The 17,858-nt window shown below is 41.0% G+C and carries 20 protein-coding genes, 8 tRNA genes and 1 riboswitch; of the genes, 9 read left to right on the top strand and 19 right to left on the bottom strand.

Annotation, left to right across the window (positions count from 1 at the left end):
* Positions 1–366: 366 nt before the first annotated feature.
* The 3 genes from ACXADT_RS12425 to ACXADT_RS12415 all read right to left on the bottom strand — a co-directional run bounded on the left by ACXADT_RS12425 (position 367) and on the right by ACXADT_RS12415 (position 4,110).
* Positions 367–1,416: a hypothetical protein gene (locus tag ACXADT_RS12425; protein ID WP_474835373.1), complete on the bottom strand. Its 1,050-nt coding sequence runs from the start codon at positions 1,414–1,416 to the stop codon at positions 367–369.
* A 500-nt stretch (positions 1,417–1,916) separates the two neighbouring features.
* Positions 1,917–2,519: a trimeric intracellular cation channel family protein gene (locus ACXADT_RS12420; RefSeq protein WP_474835371.1), complete on the bottom strand. Its 603-nt coding sequence runs from the start codon at positions 2,517–2,519 to the stop codon at positions 1,917–1,919.
* Between the two features lie 103 nt (positions 2,520–2,622).
* A complete protein-coding gene (locus tag ACXADT_RS12415; RefSeq protein ID WP_474835369.1) occupies positions 2,623–4,110 on the bottom strand; it encodes a UDP-N-acetylmuramoyl-L-alanyl-D-glutamate--2,6-diaminopimelate ligase in 1,488 nt (495 codons plus the stop codon).
* A 221-nt stretch (positions 4,111–4,331) separates the two neighbouring features.
* Between ACXADT_RS12415 and ACXADT_RS12410 the strand changes: the two genes are divergently transcribed.
* A complete protein-coding gene (locus tag ACXADT_RS12410; RefSeq protein ID WP_270182356.1) occupies positions 4,332–5,399 on the top strand; it encodes a DUF3900 domain-containing protein in 1,068 nt (355 codons plus the stop codon).
* Between the two features lie 45 nt (positions 5,400–5,444).
* Here ACXADT_RS12410 and ACXADT_RS12405 read toward each other — a convergent pair whose 3' ends face one another.
* The 10 genes from ACXADT_RS12405 to ACXADT_RS12360 all read right to left on the bottom strand — a co-directional run bounded on the left by ACXADT_RS12405 (position 5,445) and on the right by ACXADT_RS12360 (position 8,229).
* Positions 5,445–6,185 (bottom strand): SDR family oxidoreductase, encoded by a 741-nt coding sequence (locus ACXADT_RS12405; RefSeq protein WP_474814776.1) that lies wholly within the window; start codon positions 6,183–6,185, stop codon positions 5,445–5,447.
* Positions 6,186–6,311: 126 nt separating this feature from the next.
* Positions 6,312–7,157: a bifunctional 5,10-methylenetetrahydrofolate dehydrogenase/5,10-methenyltetrahydrofolate cyclohydrolase gene (locus tag ACXADT_RS12400; RefSeq protein ID WP_474835367.1), complete on the bottom strand. Its 846-nt coding sequence runs from the start codon at positions 7,155–7,157 to the stop codon at positions 6,312–6,314.
* Between the two features lie 39 nt (positions 7,158–7,196).
* Positions 7,197–7,279: riboswitch (ZMP/ZTP riboswitch) on the bottom strand.
* A gap of 181 nt (positions 7,280–7,460) precedes the next feature.
* Positions 7,461–7,534, bottom strand: a tRNA-Arg gene (locus ACXADT_RS12395).
* 83 nt (positions 7,535–7,617) lie between these two features.
* A tRNA-Gly gene (locus ACXADT_RS12390) sits at positions 7,618–7,691 on the bottom strand.
* A gap of 4 nt (positions 7,692–7,695) precedes the next feature.
* Positions 7,696–7,770: transfer RNA gene (locus ACXADT_RS12385), tRNA-Gln, on the bottom strand.
* Between the two features lie 3 nt (positions 7,771–7,773).
* A tRNA-Tyr gene (locus ACXADT_RS12380) sits at positions 7,774–7,858 on the bottom strand.
* A gap of 14 nt (positions 7,859–7,872) precedes the next feature.
* Positions 7,873–7,949: transfer RNA gene (locus ACXADT_RS12375), tRNA-Met, on the bottom strand.
* Between the two features lie 11 nt (positions 7,950–7,960).
* Positions 7,961–8,037 (bottom strand) — tRNA-Pro (locus ACXADT_RS12370).
* 22 nt (positions 8,038–8,059) lie between these two features.
* Positions 8,060–8,136: transfer RNA gene (locus ACXADT_RS12365), tRNA-Arg, on the bottom strand.
* An 8-nt stretch (positions 8,137–8,144) separates the two neighbouring features.
* A tRNA-Leu gene (locus ACXADT_RS12360) sits at positions 8,145–8,229 on the bottom strand.
* Between the two features lie 143 nt (positions 8,230–8,372).
* Between ACXADT_RS12360 and kynU the strand changes: the two genes are divergently transcribed.
* The 7 genes from kynU to ACXADT_RS12325 all read left to right on the top strand — a co-directional run bounded on the left by kynU (position 8,373) and on the right by ACXADT_RS12325 (position 13,872).
* Positions 8,373–9,674, top strand: coding sequence for a kynureninase (gene kynU / locus ACXADT_RS12355; RefSeq protein ID WP_474835365.1), 1,302 nt, complete (start codon positions 8,373–8,375; stop codon positions 9,672–9,674).
* A 63-nt stretch (positions 9,675–9,737) separates the two neighbouring features.
* Positions 9,738–9,923: a hypothetical protein gene (locus ACXADT_RS12350; protein ID WP_270179001.1), complete on the top strand. Its 186-nt coding sequence runs from the start codon at positions 9,738–9,740 to the stop codon at positions 9,921–9,923.
* Between the two features lie 13 nt (positions 9,924–9,936).
* Positions 9,937–10,194: a spore coat protein gene (locus tag ACXADT_RS12345; protein WP_270179002.1), complete on the top strand. Its 258-nt coding sequence runs from the start codon at positions 9,937–9,939 to the stop codon at positions 10,192–10,194.
* Between the two features lie 110 nt (positions 10,195–10,304).
* Complete coding sequence (locus ACXADT_RS12340) at positions 10,305–11,684, top strand: alanine/glycine:cation symporter family protein (protein ID WP_474835363.1); 1,380 nt, start codon at positions 10,305–10,307, stop codon at positions 11,682–11,684.
* A 106-nt stretch (positions 11,685–11,790) separates the two neighbouring features.
* Positions 11,791–11,949: a YjcZ family sporulation protein gene (locus ACXADT_RS12335; RefSeq protein ID WP_270179004.1), complete on the top strand. Its 159-nt coding sequence runs from the start codon at positions 11,791–11,793 to the stop codon at positions 11,947–11,949.
* A 455-nt stretch (positions 11,950–12,404) separates the two neighbouring features.
* A complete protein-coding gene (locus tag ACXADT_RS12330) occupies positions 12,405–12,947 on the top strand; it encodes a 5' nucleotidase, NT5C type (protein WP_474835361.1) in 543 nt (180 codons plus the stop codon).
* 10 nt (positions 12,948–12,957) lie between these two features.
* Positions 12,958–13,872, top strand: a complete 915-nt coding sequence (locus tag ACXADT_RS12325; RefSeq protein WP_474835359.1) for an NAD(P)/FAD-dependent oxidoreductase — start codon at positions 12,958–12,960, stop codon at positions 13,870–13,872.
* 48 nt (positions 13,873–13,920) lie between these two features.
* On the opposite strand, the gene ACXADT_RS12320 is transcribed toward ACXADT_RS12325, so the two are convergent.
* Positions 13,921–15,123, bottom strand: coding sequence for a D-alanyl-D-alanine carboxypeptidase family protein (locus ACXADT_RS12320; RefSeq protein WP_474835357.1), 1,203 nt, complete (start codon positions 15,121–15,123; stop codon positions 13,921–13,923).
* A 162-nt stretch (positions 15,124–15,285) separates the two neighbouring features.
* A complete protein-coding gene (locus tag ACXADT_RS12315; RefSeq protein WP_270179008.1) occupies positions 15,286–15,450 on the bottom strand; it encodes a hypothetical protein in 165 nt (54 codons plus the stop codon).
* A 172-nt stretch (positions 15,451–15,622) separates the two neighbouring features.
* On the opposite strand from ACXADT_RS12315, the gene ACXADT_RS12310 reads away from it, so the two are divergent.
* Positions 15,623–15,826 carry an alpha/beta-type small acid-soluble spore protein gene (locus ACXADT_RS12310; protein ID WP_270179009.1) on the top strand — a complete coding sequence of 68 codons (204 nt, stop codon included), beginning with the start codon at positions 15,623–15,625 and terminating at the stop codon, positions 15,824–15,826.
* Positions 15,827–15,875: 49 nt separating this feature from the next.
* Here ACXADT_RS12310 and ACXADT_RS12305 read toward each other — a convergent pair whose 3' ends face one another.
* The 4 genes from ACXADT_RS12305 to ACXADT_RS12290 form a co-directional block, all read right to left on the bottom strand.
* Positions 15,876–16,379 (bottom strand): hypothetical protein, encoded by a 504-nt coding sequence (locus ACXADT_RS12305; protein WP_474835355.1) that lies wholly within the window; start codon positions 16,377–16,379, stop codon positions 15,876–15,878.
* A 54-nt stretch (positions 16,380–16,433) separates the two neighbouring features.
* Positions 16,434–16,682 carry a DNA alkylation repair protein gene (locus ACXADT_RS12300; protein WP_270179011.1) on the bottom strand — a complete coding sequence of 83 codons (249 nt, stop codon included), beginning with the start codon at positions 16,680–16,682 and terminating at the stop codon, positions 16,434–16,436.
* A gap of 91 nt (positions 16,683–16,773) precedes the next feature.
* Positions 16,774–17,133: a YppE family protein gene (locus ACXADT_RS12295; protein ID WP_474811461.1), complete on the bottom strand. Its 360-nt coding sequence runs from the start codon at positions 17,131–17,133 to the stop codon at positions 16,774–16,776.
* A gap of 111 nt (positions 17,134–17,244) precedes the next feature.
* Positions 17,245–17,751, bottom strand: a complete 507-nt coding sequence (locus ACXADT_RS12290) for a MerR family transcriptional regulator (protein ID WP_474811459.1) — start codon at positions 17,749–17,751, stop codon at positions 17,245–17,247.
* Positions 17,752–17,858: the final 107 nt, after the last annotated feature.

The raw sequence follows: 17,858 nt of genomic DNA, 5'->3' as shown, positions 1-17,858 counted from the left end.
TACTCATAGATATGAATTTAAAAGTCAAACATGACATCTCCCAAAAAAACAGTCGTTCTAAAAATCCCGTCATATTAAGGTTTTTAGACAGCCTATTAAGTCACTATAGCTCCGAGATACTGGAATAGCCCGATTTTTTTAGGGGTACTTGTTATATTGCGCGCTTTTAAGGAATACCAGTTAGCTATCCACTTTTGTCCCCCAAAGTGTTTTCAACAGCAATCACACACTCTCTAAGAACCCATCTTTCATAACCGACTTTTTCTTCTAATACATTGGTATTAACAATAACTTATCCCCCTATTCTGCTTGCTCGACAATACAATTTTATAGGCGCAGCCAGGAAAGTTATAAATATTAAGTTAGCTATTTCCTTGCTGGAAATAGCTGTCCTTTATATTTAGGATGTTTAATTCCAATACCAGGTATTGGAACTCCCATGTTGTCTAATAAATGAATATTGCCATTGTCTTTCATTAGAAAACTTGATACTGCATCAATATCTGGATAGTAAAGTTGCTCTATACCTATGTTAAAACGATGAAGTTGCCAAGCAAGCACATAACTGAATTCTTTAAAATTTGTTTCCCTAAAGTATTCTCCGGTAAAAGAATTAATATTTGATACTATGTGGAATTCATTTTTGCCATTGACAAGCATGTAGGTAGGAGCAAGTTGAAGCAGTACTCGTTGATAAAAAATCTTCGCTATTAGTTCATTAAATTGAATTGAATGTAATTTATGTTCTCTGAAAGGGTTTATATAATCATTTAAAGACTGAGCAATTATTCCGTCTTCCCCTATGCAACAGATAATCCCGATTTCTCCAATTTGTATAGCCAGTTGACTTCTCATATGGTCGTCTGTAAAAAAGAAATCCAATTTTTTATCATTATTTGGGTGTAAGTGGAGTTTAAAGATGAATAACGAAAATACTTCACCTGAAAATATAGTATTAACCCTAGTTGATTGTAGAAACTCATGTAACATTTTAAACTTTGATAATTGCTTAGGAGTTACTATAGTACCTTTTTCTCGGTCCTTAAAATCAACTACTAAAGAGAGGTTTTTAAAAAGTAATCCATAATATAATTTTACTAACCAGATAAAAACGGTCCACTTGTCTAATTTAATAAATTCCTCATAAGAAACTGCTCCCTTTTCAATTTCTTTCTCTATGTTACCGAGGGCTACATTATTACACTCTTGGCAGCAGGGGATTTTTAATTGTCTATATGGAATAGTAGTTCTGTTTAGCAATGTAAGCCTTTGGTTCCAAAGATCATGCCTATGTTGCAACCATGTAGGTATAACATGTTCATCTGTTTTATTATCTTTTGTCAATTCTATTCCACAAAGAAAGCAATGGTTATAATCGAATTTCATATTTTTGAATGCTTCGTGTTCAACTGTCAAAATTGAAACCCTCCTCTATAAAAATACTAAAGGAATCTTATCCCAAAGATATATTCAGAATGTCTATTAATAAAATTGTTACCGCTCCAAACCTTCCTATTTTCTATCACTTTTTAAGAGATATTCTTCATAAACTCTGATAGCTTAAGTACACACTTAAGAAACTCACTAAATATTGAAAGCAATAACTGCACAGGAAGGGGCTACTACGACTATATCAGTTGCTGAAAGCTCTGACCTTTTATGGATTAAATATAGGAATTCTTACTCCACAATCCTGCCCTTTAACTGAAGATCGACTTCTACATTTTACCATATATTTCACCCCTGAAACGTTCCTCTGTACTATACAAACTTTTAAAAATCACTGTTTTTTCATTCATGTTAAATATCCTACTTCTGCTAAACACCAAAAAAGAGCGCCGAATCGAATCGGCGCTCTTTTCTATATACGAGCTCTGTAGTTCTAGCTCACTTTCCGTATACAAGCTAACTTATCGTTACGAAAGCGTTCGGTAAGGTAACTTCCAACCGAGTCTTAAAGAAAGCATTCGTAAGAATACAATCATGCCGAACAAAATCATGAGAGGTGTTAAACCTTGTGGATAGCCAAGGCCGATCAAGAGCCCTGCCATCATAGCCCAAACGGCATATACTTCCTTTTGGAGGACAGTTGGTTTTCTTCTCGCAAGTAAGTCACGGATGATTCCTCCACCAGTTCCTGTCATTGCAGCTGCAACCATAGCCGCTATGAATGGTAAGCCCATGCTTTCTGCATAGAGTGCACCTTGAATGGCAAATGCAGCTAAGCCGATCGCATCAAAGAAACTTCCCCATTTTTCCCAATAATAATTAATCCAAGAAGCAGGAAGAATGAATAAGATGAGAATCGTTGCGATGGCTACTATGATGAGCCTATCCTGCTCCCATATCAATGGGACGGGAACGCCGATCAATAAGTTACGGATGATTCCTCCACCGAATGCAGTCGCAAGACCAAGTACGATCACACCAAGAAAATCAAATTCTTCTTCTAGTGCTACAAGGGCGCCACTCGCCGCAAATGCTATTGTTCCAATAATGTTTAGTATTTCCCAGGTCACTCCATTACGTCCCTTCTAACCAATCTCAAAGATAAAATTGTACGTTACCTTCATGATTATTTCAACTACATTTTTTTCACACAAAAACCCTCACGTAGGAGGGTTACGATGTCATGTATGAGTACGAGTGAATAATGTCTTCATCAGAATGGGGGATTTCCTTCCCTTTCACGATTTGAGCTCCATTGATACAACCGCTTGTAAGTAGAATAATGTCTCCTTCACCACCGAGTTCCAGTGATTTGAGTACGCCTTCTCTTCTTGTGTTTGTGCGGTGAATATGAGTTGCTCTAGGGTCACTAAAACCCGTCATCACTTTATCAACGATTATCGAAGGGTCATGGTGTCCTGGATGATCGACCGTCACGATGATCTCATCCGCTTTCCCATCGATTGCTTTTGCCATCTTAGGCATCTTTTCAAAGTCTCTGATTCCGATCCCTGCAATCATTACGATTAATCGGCTGTGCTTTAACTTACGAACTTCTTCCACGAGCCTCGTTAATGCAACAGGAGTATGAGCGTAATCTAAAATGACTTTTTGATTCGGTGGTACTTCGATAATTTGAAACCTTCCTTCAGGGCTTTCAAGCTTTGTCAGCACATGAAGAATCCGAGGTATATTATAGCCTAACAACATTGCAGTTCCGATCGCTGACAATACGTTAGCGACGTTATATTCTCCAAACACGGGTACATAAACCTCGTACGCCTTTTGATTGACCTGCAGTGTGAAGGTCGTACCTGCATCGCTATGCTTGATATCAACCGCTTTTAAATCTGCTTCTGTTTCAGGCATCAACGAATATGTCACGGTAGGACCGTTAAACAAATCTAAGAGATCTTGTCCCATGCCTTCATCATCCACATTGATGACTGCTGAATGCGCTTGACGAAACAGCTGAAGTTTACATTCCTTATAGTTCTCAAAGGTTTTATGATATTCGAGATGCTCTACAGATAAGTTCGTATGAATTGCTACATCGAAATAAACGCCTGCAACTCTCTTCTGATCCAAACCGATCGATGTAACTTCCATCGCAACCGCAGAATCATTCGCGTCGAGCAGATCATGGAAGATCTGATGAAGATCGACTGACTCTGGGGTAGTCGGGGTACTCTTCTTGTAAGGGATTTTATGTTTGGAAGTATAAATACCTGACGTACCGATCGAACCCGATGGCATACCTAGAAGAGTTAGCAGCGACCTTACGTATGCAGCAACTGTCGTCTTGCCGTTTGTTCCTGTAATGCCAACTGTCTTCAACAGTTCATCTGGACTGTTATGAAAGTGTTTTGAAAAATAAGCCATGGCGATGCGCACATCTTCAACATCAACAAACGTTATTTCAGGATATTCCTCCGTAAACCTTTTTAAAAGAGATGAATCGCTCCCTACTACAGCAACTGCTCCACTTTTTATTGCATCTTCAATATACAAGTGACCGTCATGATTTTCTCCTTTTATCGCAAAGAACAAAGAAGATTCAGTCGCATTTTTCGAATGAAAAGTAAGTTTTTGTATGTTCTGAGTGCTTGGTCCATATACGGTTTTTATCCGAGCGTTGATTAGGTCAAATTGTATATTCATCATGTAGCCTCACATTTCTGTCAAATATTGCTTTTAAAAATAAAATTTTATATTGCATATTTAAACGTTATTTCCCCTATTCCTTATAGGGTTAAACATTCTTATGCTTATGGTTTACAACTGACGAGCAGCCTATATCAAGAAATTACTGGATTCAGCAATTGACGTATGTATTTTCCTTGCCTATACTTGATTAACGTATTAAGAAAACAGGTGATAAAATGGAATTTTCAATGAACTATTTATCCTTTTACCTCGTAGAAGGTCCGAAGGAAAATGAAGAAGCACAGTATAAACATTTTCAAACACTAGATGAAGTTACATATACCGATAGCCCCCTTAAATCTTTTTTAGATGGAGAGCTTGCGAAAATCACAAAAAGAAAAGTTGATCGTCACGCAAAATCTGAAGGAGCTCCTACTAAGATCGGTCGTTTTATGGTTGAACCTGGTCATGAGTTGACATCTAATCCGAATTTTAATTTATTCCACAGAGCAAGATACTCTGAAACGGCTGATGATTTTGAATCAGAAGCAGATCAAATCGTACAAATGTATCTTGATACGAGCGCGATTCGAGGCGGCGTGTTGATCGTCGCATCCGCTAAGCTCACTAAACTATTCGACGACCCGTTCCTTTTTATAATGAAATGTGACTTCGAACCGAAAGTGGCAACAATTACTAACGAAGATACGCTAATAGAAAATATCGAGATGGCCATTACAACAAAAAACATGAAATCCGTCCAATACCCTTACATGCCAGAAGAGGGCATGATCGATAGCGCCGAAGTTAAAGTTCACCAGTCCTCACACGCAAGATACTTCGAAGACTTCTTGAAGTGGGTCGAATATGAAAAATCGATGCCTGAAATCGTGAAAACACAAACCATGGATATCGTTCAGGACCACATTCAAGAAACGTTCCAACCAGAAAGCGAAGAAAAAGAACAGTTCGAACAGGTGATGGAAGAATGGGCGGCGAGTCCTAAGAGAGAGTTACAAGAGCACTTTACCACAGAGCAAGTAGTGGAAGCTACTTCGCAGATCGTGGAACAATCTCCTGACGTAGAATGGAAGCTTAAGCTCGATCATGTATCTGTTAAGGCGATGCTGTCCGACTTTGGAGAAAGTATTCACTTAGCGAAAGTGAACGGAAAATACGTACTTGCGATCGAAGCCGATTCAATTACGTTTGAAAAAGGCTTCTCTCCAATCGAGTTTCATAAGCCCGATTCGCTTCAGGAAGTCGTGGAGCGAATCTATAAAAAGAGTGAGAATGAATCTTAAAAGCCAGCATTTGCTGGCTTTTTTTGTGTGGTAGCGCAACCTTTCCTATTGCATAGGTCGAACAACCACTTCATTAACGTTAACGTAATCAGGCTGTGTTAGTGCATAAACGACAGCACGTGCGATATCATCAGCTTGAAGCTTCTTCATCGTAGCTGCTCGATCTTTAAACATTTCTAGCACTTCGTCGTCAGTTATATGGTTTGTAAGTTCAGATTCCACTGCACCTGGAGAGATGTTTGTTACGCGGACTCCTGTTTTCGAAAGTTCTTTTTCGAGTCCCATCGATAATGCACGAACAGCGTATTTCGTTGCACTATAGACGCTGCTAGAAGGAAATACTTCGTGTCCAGCAACACTTGAAACATTGACGATGTGGCCGCTCTCCTGCTTCAGCATGTCTGGTAAGACTGCGTGAACACCGTGAAGAACACCGTTAATGTTTACGTCTACCATCTGAGTCCACTGATCCACTTCATCATTTTTCATGAACGAAAGTAGCATAACACCAGCATTGTTAATGATCATATCAACTTTGCCGTATGTATCTTTCGCCTCTTTAACCAAGTTTTCCATGTCTTCTTTTTTGGTTACATCCGTTTTCACTACGAGCGCTTTGCCGTTCGATTGATCATTTAAAGACTGAGCGAGATCAGTTAACTTCTCTTCTCGACGTGCAGCAAGTACCACGTTAGCTCCTTCATCAGCTATATGGCGTGCGATTGCTTCACCTATTCCGCTGCTTGCGCCTGTAACGAGTACAACTTTACCTTCTAGTTTCATTATTCATGCTCCCTTCACTAATGATCTTTCATTACGAGACTAACACAGTATTCCCAAACCAATTAGTAAAATGCTCATGAAATGTGCTTTCCTACATAAAAAAACTCGGGATCATACCCGAGTTTTTCGTTAGCTAATTACAGATTTTTCTGCAGCATCTACCGTATGTTTTAATAACATCGCGATCGTAACAGGTCCAACGCCTCCTGGAACAGGAGTAATTGCTGACGCCCTATCTTTTGCTGTTTCGTATTCGACATCACCGATATTGCCTTTGTTGTAACCAGCATCGAGGACGATCGCTCCTTCTTTGATCCATTCACCCTTGATGAACTCTGGCTTTCCTACAGCGGCAACTACGATGTCAGCTTGACTAACATGTTTTGCCAAGTTAACAGTTCTCGAATGACAAGTCGTGACTGTAGCATTTTCATTTAAAAGAAGTGCACCAACGGGCTTTCCAAGAATAGGACTTCTTCCTACAACGACCGCATGCTTACCTTCAGGATTAATGTCATAGTCTTCCATAATCTTCATAATTGCTGCAGGTGTACAAGATGGGTATGTACCAAACCCTAGAGCAGTCTGTCCGTACCCTTCACTTGTCACCCCATCGACGTCTTTCTCGATGGCGATCGTCTCAAATGCAAGGCGTTCGTCGATTTGAGACGGCACAGGATGCTGAAGCAAAATACCATGGACAGCATCATCGCGGTTCAGTCCTTCTATGGTTTCAAGCAACGTTTCGGTGGTTGTTTCCTCTGGCAGATGAATCTTCTTTGATACGATCCCTATACGTTCACATGCATTTCCCTTCATACGCACGTACGTTTCAGAGGAAGGATCATCTCCAACAAGAATCGTTGCGAGGCTGGGCGTAACACCTTGTGTTTTAAGTGCTTCCACTCTTTCTTTAAGCTGTTCTTTCACACGATTTGCAACTGCTTTTCCATCTAATAATTTGGATTCTGACATGAACTGATTCCTCCTAGACAGTGTTAAGAAATATCACTATTTCTTCGCCCAGACGACCGGCTTTATCCATTACAGCTCCCTTGTGGTTACTTCCACATTTGTCGTCAGTTACTGCAATAAGGTTTCTACGGATATAGTAGCACATTAAGCTGGAAAATCAAGAGATACGAGTGCGAATATACGTAAAAATTAATAATAAGTTCATTTTTTACGTGAATGTTCGCCTTTTTGAACTCCTCGTCATTATCTTCACTCACAAAATAAAACCTCCGAGTGGTGTAACCACTCAGAGGTTTTGAGATACGCGCCTTAGAGGATTCGAACCTCTGACCCACAGCTTAGAAGGCTGTTGCTCTATCCAGCTGAGCTAAAGGCGCATGGTAGTATGTGTGATACGATAACTGAAAGTTAGTATACCACGTTTTCCATTCTTGGAAAAGTCTTAATTAAAATTATGTAATGGAGCGGGTGATGGGAATCGAACCCACGACATCAGCTTGGAAGGCTGAGGTTTTACCACTAAACTACACCCGCAAAATGGCTGGGCTAGCTGGATTCGAACCAGCGCATGACGGAATCAAAATCCGTTGCCTTACCGCTTGGCTATAGCCCAAAATGGTGGAGGGGGACGGATTCGAACCGCCGAACCCTGAGGGAGCGGATTTACAGTCCGCCGCGTTTAGCCACTTCGCTACCCCTCCACTATTTAATTATATGGTAGCGGCGGAGGGGATCGAACCCCCGACCTCACGGGTATGAACCGTACGCTCTAGCCAGCTGAGCTACACCGCCACGCTATGTGATGGTCGGGAAGACAGGATTTGAACCTGCGACCCCTTGGTCCCAAACCAAGTGCTCTGCCAAGCTGAGCTACTTCCCGATTTCATCGCTATGTTATGTAATGGCGCGCCCGAGAGGAGTCGAACCCCTAACCTTCTGATCCGTAGTCAGACGCTCTATCCAATTGAGCTACGGGCGCATCTATTCTGGTGCGGGTGAAGGGACTCGAACCCCCACGTCGTAAGACACTAGATCCTAAGTCTAGCGCGTCTGCCAATTCCGCCACACCCGCATGTGGTTTGTTCCGTTTCAGCGACAATTAATATAATAACACCCTAAGCCAAAACACGTCAATCATTATTTCAAAAAAACATTTAGTTTTTTCATATCGGGCTATGTAAGCGTTGACAGCTTCTCATTCTTTACCATACGATTATGATACTAAAGGAGCTGAGTAAATTGAGTGTACCACAGTCCATTTATTATGCAAAAGAGCTAGACGAAAAAGACCCTCTACGCCACTTCAAAAATGAGTTTTATACTCCGGACCATTCCATTTACATGGATGGCAATTCACTTGGCCTTCTCTCAAAACGAGCTGAAGCTTCTCTACTCCAATCGATTGACGATTGGAAAACGCATGGAATCAATGGTTGGACAGACGCGGAGCAACCATGGTTTTATATGGCAGAAATGCTTGGCAAGATGACTGCGCCCCTTATCGGAGCAAAAGAAGACGAAACAATCACAACAGGTTCGATCACCACTAACCTCCATCAAATGCTAACAACTTTTTACAAGCCAAATGATAAGAAAACGAAGATCATCGCTGATTCACTCACTTTCCCTTCAGATATCTATGCAATAAAAGCACAGCTAGAGCTTCACGGATTATCACCAGACGAACATCTCATTCAGGTACAAAGTTCAGATGGTCGTACGATTTATGAAGACGACATTATTAAGGAGATGACAAGCGAAGTCGCACTAGTCCTCCTCCCTTCTGTCTTGTATCGTAGCGGTCAATTACTCGACATCAAAAAAATAACGCGAGCAGCAAATGATAAAGACATCATAATAGGGTTCGACCTTGCACATTCCGTCGGTGTCATCCCTCATCACTTACACGAATGGGGCGTTGACTTCGCGGTGTGGTGCACGTACAAATACTTAAACAGTGGCCCTGGTGGTGTCGGCGGTCTTTATGTCCATGAAAAACACCTAGGAAAGAAACCAGGCCTTGCAGGTTGGTTCAGCTCGAAGAAAGACGTTCAATTCGATATGAGTCATGACCTTGATCATGCACAAACCGCTGGAGCATTTCAAATCGGGACACCTCATATTTTCAGCATGGCTTCATTGATTGGTTCGTTAGAAATTTTTTCTGAAGCCGGCATTGAACAAATTCGAGAAAAATCGTTAAAGCTCACGAAGTACTTAATGGAGTTAACGGCTTTAAAACTGAATCGCTTTGGCTTCACTATAGCAAACCCTGCAGAGGACCATCGCCGTGGTGGCCATGTTTGTTTAGAACATAACGAAGCTGCTAGAATTTGCAAAGCGTTAAAAAACAAAGGCGTAATTCCTGACTTTCGAGCTCCAAACGTCATTCGTCTTGCACCGATCTCGTTATATACGTCGTTTGAAGATGTGTGGAACGTTGTACATATATTAGAAGAAATCATGGCTACTAAAGAGTATGAGCAATTCACAAACAATCGAAACATCATCGCGTAAACGCGTATAAAAAGTCCCTCAACATTCAATATTAAGATTGATTCAATAGAAGGAGGGACTTTTATGGAACAGTTGAATGAATTGGAGTTGCAAAACCTTCGCCACATGATCGGTGGTCACGACACGCTGGCAAATAAACTTGATACGTATGCCCAAACTTGTACTTGTCCTGAACTAAAGCAAATGCTGCAAAAAGATGCGCAAGATGCAAGAAATACAAAACAACAGCTTATGTCTTTTTTAGGTTAAGGAGGAGAAAGTAATGAATGAGAAGGATATGGTCAACGATTACTTGTCAGCTCTAAATGGAAGCCTGATCAACTATGGTAGTGTTATTTCACAATGTGATAACGAGCAACTGCGTCAGACGCTTCAACAAATAAGAAATACTGATGAACAAAGACAATATAACCTTTATCACTACGCAAAACAAAAAGGGTACTATCAGCCAGCAGCACCTGCGCAGATGCAAGAAGTACAGCACGTTAAGAATCAGCTTAACGGCCAACAGCCTCAATAATAAACAGCCGGGTCAAACCGGCTGTTTTTTTATTGTTCCTTAGACTAAGTTTCACATTCCCTATTTTTGGATATTAAAGTTATACACTATATTCGTAGGGAGCGATTAGAATGGAAACGATTCTTAATGCGATCTCGGAGTTCTCGGGATTCATATGGGGCTATCCGATGATGATTTTACTCTTAGGAGGAGGGCTTTTTTTAACCATCCGACTCGGCTTTTTTCAAATTATTTTCTTCCCCCACACCTTGAAACATACGATCGGTAAAATTTTCGAAAAAAACAAAGGCGATGGAACAATCTCACCATTTCAGGCTTTCACATCTGCTCTAGCATCTACTGCGGGAGCTACAAACATTGTTGGCGTACCGGTTGCGATTGCGTTCGGTGGACCAGGCGCGATCTTTTGGATGTGGGTCGTTGCCATCATCGGTATGTCGACGAAATACTCTGAGATCGTGTTGGGTATCAAGTATCGAGAAAAAAACAAAGATGGGGTTTATGTTGGTGGGCCAATGTATTACATACGTAAAGGACTTAACTGGAAATTCGCATCATGGCTCTTTGCATTCGGTCTGATGATTGAAATTATACCGGGTGTCATGGTTCAAACAAACTCGATCTCTACCTTAACCGAAGGATCATTCGGTCTCCCTACCTGGTTGACGGGTATCATTCTGATGATTCTTATTTCAATCGTAGTGTTTGGAGGAATTAAAAGAATAGGATCTGTTGCAGAGAAAATCGTACCATTTATGATCCTAACCTACATCGGAGGCGCTATCGGTGTGATGGTGATCAACATCGACCAGTTTCCTGAAGTGATGAAACTGATTTTTGTCCATGCATTCCAACCGATCTCTGCAGCAGGTGGCTTTGCAGGTGCTGGGTTTGCTGCAGCAGTCCGCTGGGGTCTTGCGAGAGGACTATATTCAAACGAAGCTGGAATGGGAACTGCTTCGATCGCACACTCCGCTGCTCACACGCCACATCCTAGCCGACAAGGTCTTTGGGGAATATTTAGTGTCTTCATTGATACGATCGTTCTTTGCACAATTACAGCTTTCACCGTTCTCTTATCTGGAGCGTGGAAGGATGTGAAACCTTCGAATGCATCGGATATGGTCTCTGACGCATTTGCTGGCTTGATGGGAGAAACGTGGGGCCCAATTTTCGTATCCTCCCTTCTTCTCATCTTTGTCATTAGTACCATCGGTGTCCTGATCTTCTATGGAGAGAAACAAGCAGAATACCTATACGGGTCTAAAGCTTCTAAGGTGATGAGGGTGGTTTATATTTGTGCCGTATTTGTCGGAGCAATCGGTGGCCTTCAGTTCGTATGGGAGCTAGTTGATCTCACGTTAGCACTCTTTGTTATCCCTAACGTCATCGCCATCTTATTCCTCAGTAAGGAAGTGAAAGAACTTACAGATGACTACCGAAACAACTTCTTACAGCAACGTAGTAAGGACAATACGTTCAGTGGCTAGTTGGGTACTTTTCTAAAAACTGCCTCTTCCCTCCGCTCTTGCCCACATCATTTATAGACGGATACATATAGTGATAGGGCAAGAGATACTAAGGGGGATCACAACTATGAATTATGGAAATGCACCATATCCAAATGAGCCATACAACCAGGTGGCAGGAGCAAGTATGCCTTACTATTGTTGTAACAACGGTAGCGGCTTTGCCTTAATCGTCGTACTGTTTATCTTACTCATCATCGTTGGCGCAGCTTTTGTGAAATATTAAGGAAGAAGACAGGATTCGCTCCTGTCTTCTTAGAGTGTAGCGAAAGTCTTAAGAGAAATTCGTTAAACGCTCCAAGACGCTCTCTTTCCGCATAAATAATTTATCCACTTGTAAATCAAAGAATGAACTGACTCAAAATGACAGTAGAAACATGTCATAGCATAATTGGTCGGAAAGTTTAACGTTTGTAAGAATGAATTCTAGTAGGAGTGAATCCCTCTTGACTCCAGTGGTCCAACGGGCGTTTGAGACTCAGAGCGGACCGTTCTTGTCCGATTTGAGGCTCAAGCGTTCGTCCACAGGAAAGCAAGAGGGATTCAAACTCCTACGTTATAGGGAGCGCAACTTTTTAAGCTTTCAACGATCTGGAAGACAGGATTACTTCCTGTCTTTTTTATATAAATTGTAAGGTATACAAAGGACTGATATGATAAATGAGAACGAGGTATAAGGAAGTGAAAAGTTTGAATACGTTATTGATCGATATGGATTCAGTTATATGCGATTTAATGACTGAATGGCATAAACGCTACAACCGTGACTACCAAGATAATTTAAATGTTGAAAAACTAAAATGCTGGAGATCAGAGGATTACGTTAAAGAAGAATGTGGTGTAAAGATATATGATTATCTGGACGAGCCAGGCTTGTTTCTTTCTTTGACTCCTCTCCCGAACGCAATCGAAGTGCTTGAGAGGTTATCTTCACGTTATGAGCTCTTGATCGTTACAAGTAGCCGTACATACGCATACACTGAAAAAGAATTATGGGTTGAAAAGCACCTTCCCTTTATCGGTAAGAGAAACCTAATCTTTACACATCGTAAAGAGATGATTCGCGGAGACTTGCTACTAGACGATGCCCCCCACAACCTTGAAGCATTTCGAAACACTGGTAGAACGGCGATCGCCATGGATTACCCGTACAACAAAGATGTTGACGTTCCGCGTGTAAAAAGTTGGCTTGAATTCGAGAATTGGCTTTCTGTTAGAAAGTGAGGAAAAAAAGTTGCTCCAAAAAAAAGATCTCATCATAATCGGAGGAGGACCTGCAGGCATTTCTGCAGCTATATGGGCAAAGCGCTTAGGACTGGATCATGTGTTGTTAGAATCCAATAAGGAACTAGGAGGGCAGCTCCTTTCGATCAACAATAAAATCATTGATTATCCAGCTGTCATGTTGGAAAGTGGTGTTGCACTACAAGAACAATTAGTCGACCATGTAAAAACTCTAGGCTGCGAGCTAAGTACGGATGTGGCGATCGAAAAGATTGATTTTATCAACAAATTATTGCACACAACTTCTCACACATACGCCTTTCAATCATTAGTTATCGCGACTGGTTCATCTCCAAAGAAACTCAGCATACCTGGCGAGCAGGAAATGATCGACAGAAATGAAGTGTATTCTGCGACGAGAGACCGAGATCGCTTTAAGGGAAAGAAAGTAGCAGTCATCGGAGGTGGCGATCGAGCTTTTGAAGGTGCTCTTCTTCTTGCAGAAGCAGGTGCGACTGTTCAATTGATTCATCGCTCCACTACGTTTAGGGCTAGAAATGAATTTCGGGATCCGGTATTAGCACACCCTTCGATCGACGTCTTAACAGATGCGGTGGTGACAAAGATCGATAGCTCGAATAAGCAATTGTTCTATGACAGGAAGGAACGATCGTATGAGAGTCAAGTAGACGGTGTTTTTATTAGAATTGGTGTAGAACCAAACACACACCTTTTCTTAGACAGTTTAGAATCAGATGAAGAAGGCTATCTTGTGTGCGATAAGACGGGTCAGACATCGTTACCTTTCGTTTATGCGGTAGGCGATGTTTGTACACGACCTCTATTGTCGAGTATATCGTCTGCTACAGGTCAGGGCATGACCGCTGTAAAAAGCTTATCTCTTTATTTAGAAAGTACAACGTGAACGATATGAAAAAGCCTGCAGGTAACACTGCAGGCTTATTCGATGCGATTAAGGAAACGATCGCGATCTTCTACGGTGAGAAGATTTCTTGCTCACGATCAAAGCAAGTAAGATAACCATAAACATCCCGATTCCGATGACTAGTATGGCAAGGTTCAGCCACTCATTACTTGTTGAATCCTCACCACTCGTTTTATTGACTGAAGTCTCGACATCAGCAACAGGCGTTGAGGAATCGTTAAGAGACTTCGCCGATAAGAGCGATGAATCTAATAACGAGGTGATCGAACCTATACTAGATTCCATGACACCATCGTCCGTAATCGTTAATTCGACTTCTTCATCGTTGTTTCTCAAAAGTGTTAATTCTTTCGATAGCATGTAATCTGTATCGCCGATCGTTCCGATTTTCTTTCCTTCTTCATACACCACTGGAGTAAATGCATTGAATCCGTAGTTGAGCAGCTTAAGTGTATCTTGGTAGGCTGTATTGCTACTATTCGCTTTCATCGTTACAGCGATCAATTCACGTTCATCTTGTTCAGCACTCGTTACGAGTGTGAATCCAGACTTTGAGACATAGCCATTTTTTCCACCTGTAACGTAATCATGATCTAACAGCAAGCGATGGTGATTGATAAGCGTCGTATCCCATTCTTCGCCACTCCATTCCATCTCTTTTAAGGAGGCGATCGAACGGTACTCATCGTTCTGCATCGCATATTGAGTAATTCTTGCCATATCTTTTGCTGTCGTTACGTGCTCTTCATTGAATAGTCCATGTGGATTCGTAAAATTCGTATCTTGAAGGTTTAACTCATCCTTAACGAATGCATTCATTTCTTCAGCAAATGCATCGACACTGCCACTTAAATGCTCCGCAATCGCCACAGCAGCATCGTTACCTGAGTTGACCATCATCCCTTTAACGAGCTTTTCTAAAGGAACCGTTTCTCCCTCAGCTAGGTACACTCTCGTTCCATCAACTTGCCGAGCCTCGCTGCTAACTTCTACAGAATCATTTAAGTTTCCAGACTCGATAGCAAGGATCGCTGTCACGATCTTAGTGATACTAGCTGGGTACATGACTTGACCGCTGTTTTTCTCATATAAAATTTGACCTGTTTTTCCATCGATAAGTATTGCTGTCTCACTTGTTATGTTTGGTTCTTCTGCTAAGGTAGTTTGTGGAAAAACACTAAATAGTAATGTTAAGGAAAATAGTATTAACCACCATTGTTTTGCGATCATAGGAGCTCCTCTTTCTTTAAAATGGTATTAAAAAGAGTTCGTACACTCGACTCATCCACTGTCTAGTACAATAGACTCACCTATACCATTATAAAAGAAACACTTGAACGCGAACAACAATCATTGTGTTAAAATTTTTAAATTAAAATCAGTTTTACCCTTTCAAGATACATTCGATAGCTTCCACTGCTCATAGATCTCTTGAGGAGCTGTCCAACATAGCCAGGAAACGAGAATCTTATTTTCTTCAGTCAATACGAGCCAATATTCCCACCTTCGTTTTTCAAGGTTTTGATAAATACCTGATTTTCGAATGAACCGATCCATGTTTTTCCCTCCAATATGCTGTTACCAAGCTAGTATGTACTATTCGACTCCAATTCGTTAAAATCCTTTGAATATTCAAAATATTATTCTTGTTACACCATTATCTACCATTTCTATTTTTGGATAACCTCAGGCCGCTAAGTACATGATAAGGTGCAAGGAGGTGTACAACATGGCAAATAACAATAGCTCAAATAACTTGGTAGTCCCTGGTGTACAACAAGCTTTAGATTCAATGAAGTATGAAATTGCAAGAGAATTTGGCGTACAGCTTGGTCCTGACTCCACTTCTCGTTCTAACGGTTCTGTTGGAGGAGAAATCACAAAGCGTCTTGTCCAAATGGCTGAACAACAGCTTGGCGGCGGAAAGTACTAACATCAACTGAAAAGTATGGATAGAAAAAGGCGGATGCTATCCGCCTTTTTCACTTTATAGTCGATAACTCTGCTGCAGTTCGAATGGTATAATCGACAATGGTAGTGAGATCACTTATTTGATCTTCGTTTATTTTTCGATTGAATTCTAATTCAACTCGGTTCGTAATCGTTGCTTCCTGACGATATTTATAAGATAGCGTTTGATTAACATATGGACGATCTCCCCATATTTCTTTGATTATCTTGTAAATCTCATCACACTTAGATTCTTTACTCATCGTTAGATCAAAACATAGCTTCAATTCACACCCAGGCATGATATGATCGAGCTCAAGCTGCTCTGCACTAAAACTTTCAAGGCTCGCATGAAGATTGATCGTACTCAAAACAGTTGAGTTTTCTTCGAAGCTTACGATATAAGTCCTTGATAGAGTTGCGAGATCGACAAGGTCACTACGATTCGTTATCGTGATTTCACCGTCTAAATCTCGATCGTATAACTCACCTTCAAGGACAACTTTTACGTTTTCATAAATTGTTGGATCGAACATATCCTAACCTCCCAGTCTACCTACTATACCATGATTTTGGGAGGCGTATCTCAATTACCCTCTTGGGTGCGATCGCGCAAATTGAACAAATGTTTCTTCGTCTCCAATTTCACCACACGTTGCACACTGAATACGATACTCGGGTCCTTTATATTCCATGTGAAAAGGGTCCATAGCTCCTTCTTCCATTACAGATACTACTTCTCCCGTTTCTGGGTCCATCTTGACTGACGTCACCTTTTGCTCTAGTTTGTTAAACCTCGAACGATTCGTTTTACATCTCGGACATAAGTAAGCTGTCATGCTGTCACTCCCTTTTTCATTAGTATCCATGAAATTAGGAATAATATACAATTAGAACAGTACGTGAAATTTTTATAACATACAGATGAAGTTACTCATCTGCTTGTTCGATCAGTTTCTCAAGAACATATTCGATCGATTGTACTCTCTCATTAAACTTCTTAGGACCTGTATCTTTTTGCCAGGCAATGACAGAAACCATTTCGAGGTTTTCATACGTATTTTTTATTTGAATCGGATAGAGGTATTTTGGCTTATTTTCCATTACCCATTCCCTTGCTAGTGGTTCCCACTCTTTCAATATAGCTAAGGCACGGTCAGCGAATGGCTTTACTTCTCCATAAAAATCCACTTCATACGTTTCAAGTTGAGTCCGATTGACGTATTGCAGCCTCGCTTCTTCAGTTATTTCCATCAATTGTTTTGTTAGAGAAATTAAATTCTGATTCATGACAGTCACTCCCATCTTATCTATCCTAACACACAAAGCCGCTTTCAATCACAAACAAAAAACCTTATATCCAAGATGGACATAAGGCCAGCATATTGATTTAGCTCCTTATTAGAAACTAAATAAACTCATGATCCAGGGACGCTTCACTTTTCCTGTCGACTGGCCTACTGCTTCCTGAATAGACGTATGTTCTTCAAGTTCCATCAACTTCTCTTCGATACGAGTCACTTTCTTAAGTAGTTCATCTAACTCTGCGCGGTGCTGAAGAACTTGTACGGTGATCACTTCGTTTGCTTTTTCTTCTAACTGCCTTTCAAGTTGTTCAAGGCGTACGGAGAATCGATCGAGCCGTTGCTCAAACTTTTCCTGAGATACCATTTTAGGAGCAGACTTCTTCGCACCATCTTCTGTATCTGTCATTTTGATCCCTTCCATCGATTGTCCGCTGCGCAGCTCCTCCTGAATATGCTTCAGCTTTTCAATCGTCTCCTCGCTAAATAAAAAGTGACCTAGCTCGTTTTTATCACACTCTAAATCAAAGTACTTAACCCATCTTTGAACAGTAGTAGGATTCACACCAAGTTGATCAGAAACCTGCTTTGTTTTTAACAACATGAAATCCCATCCCTTCTGTTAATGAAGGCTTCCGCCTGTTTTGTAATTGTATAATTCGTCCTATACTTGAAAACGCCTTCTTCAATGACAAAACTAGAAGCGTTTCG

The sequence above is a fragment of the Anaerobacillus sp. ABR4_321 genome (assembly GCF_056158505.1).
Note: the sequence above shows the minus strand (reverse complement) of the source record. Positions and strands in the feature narration are given on the sequence as shown.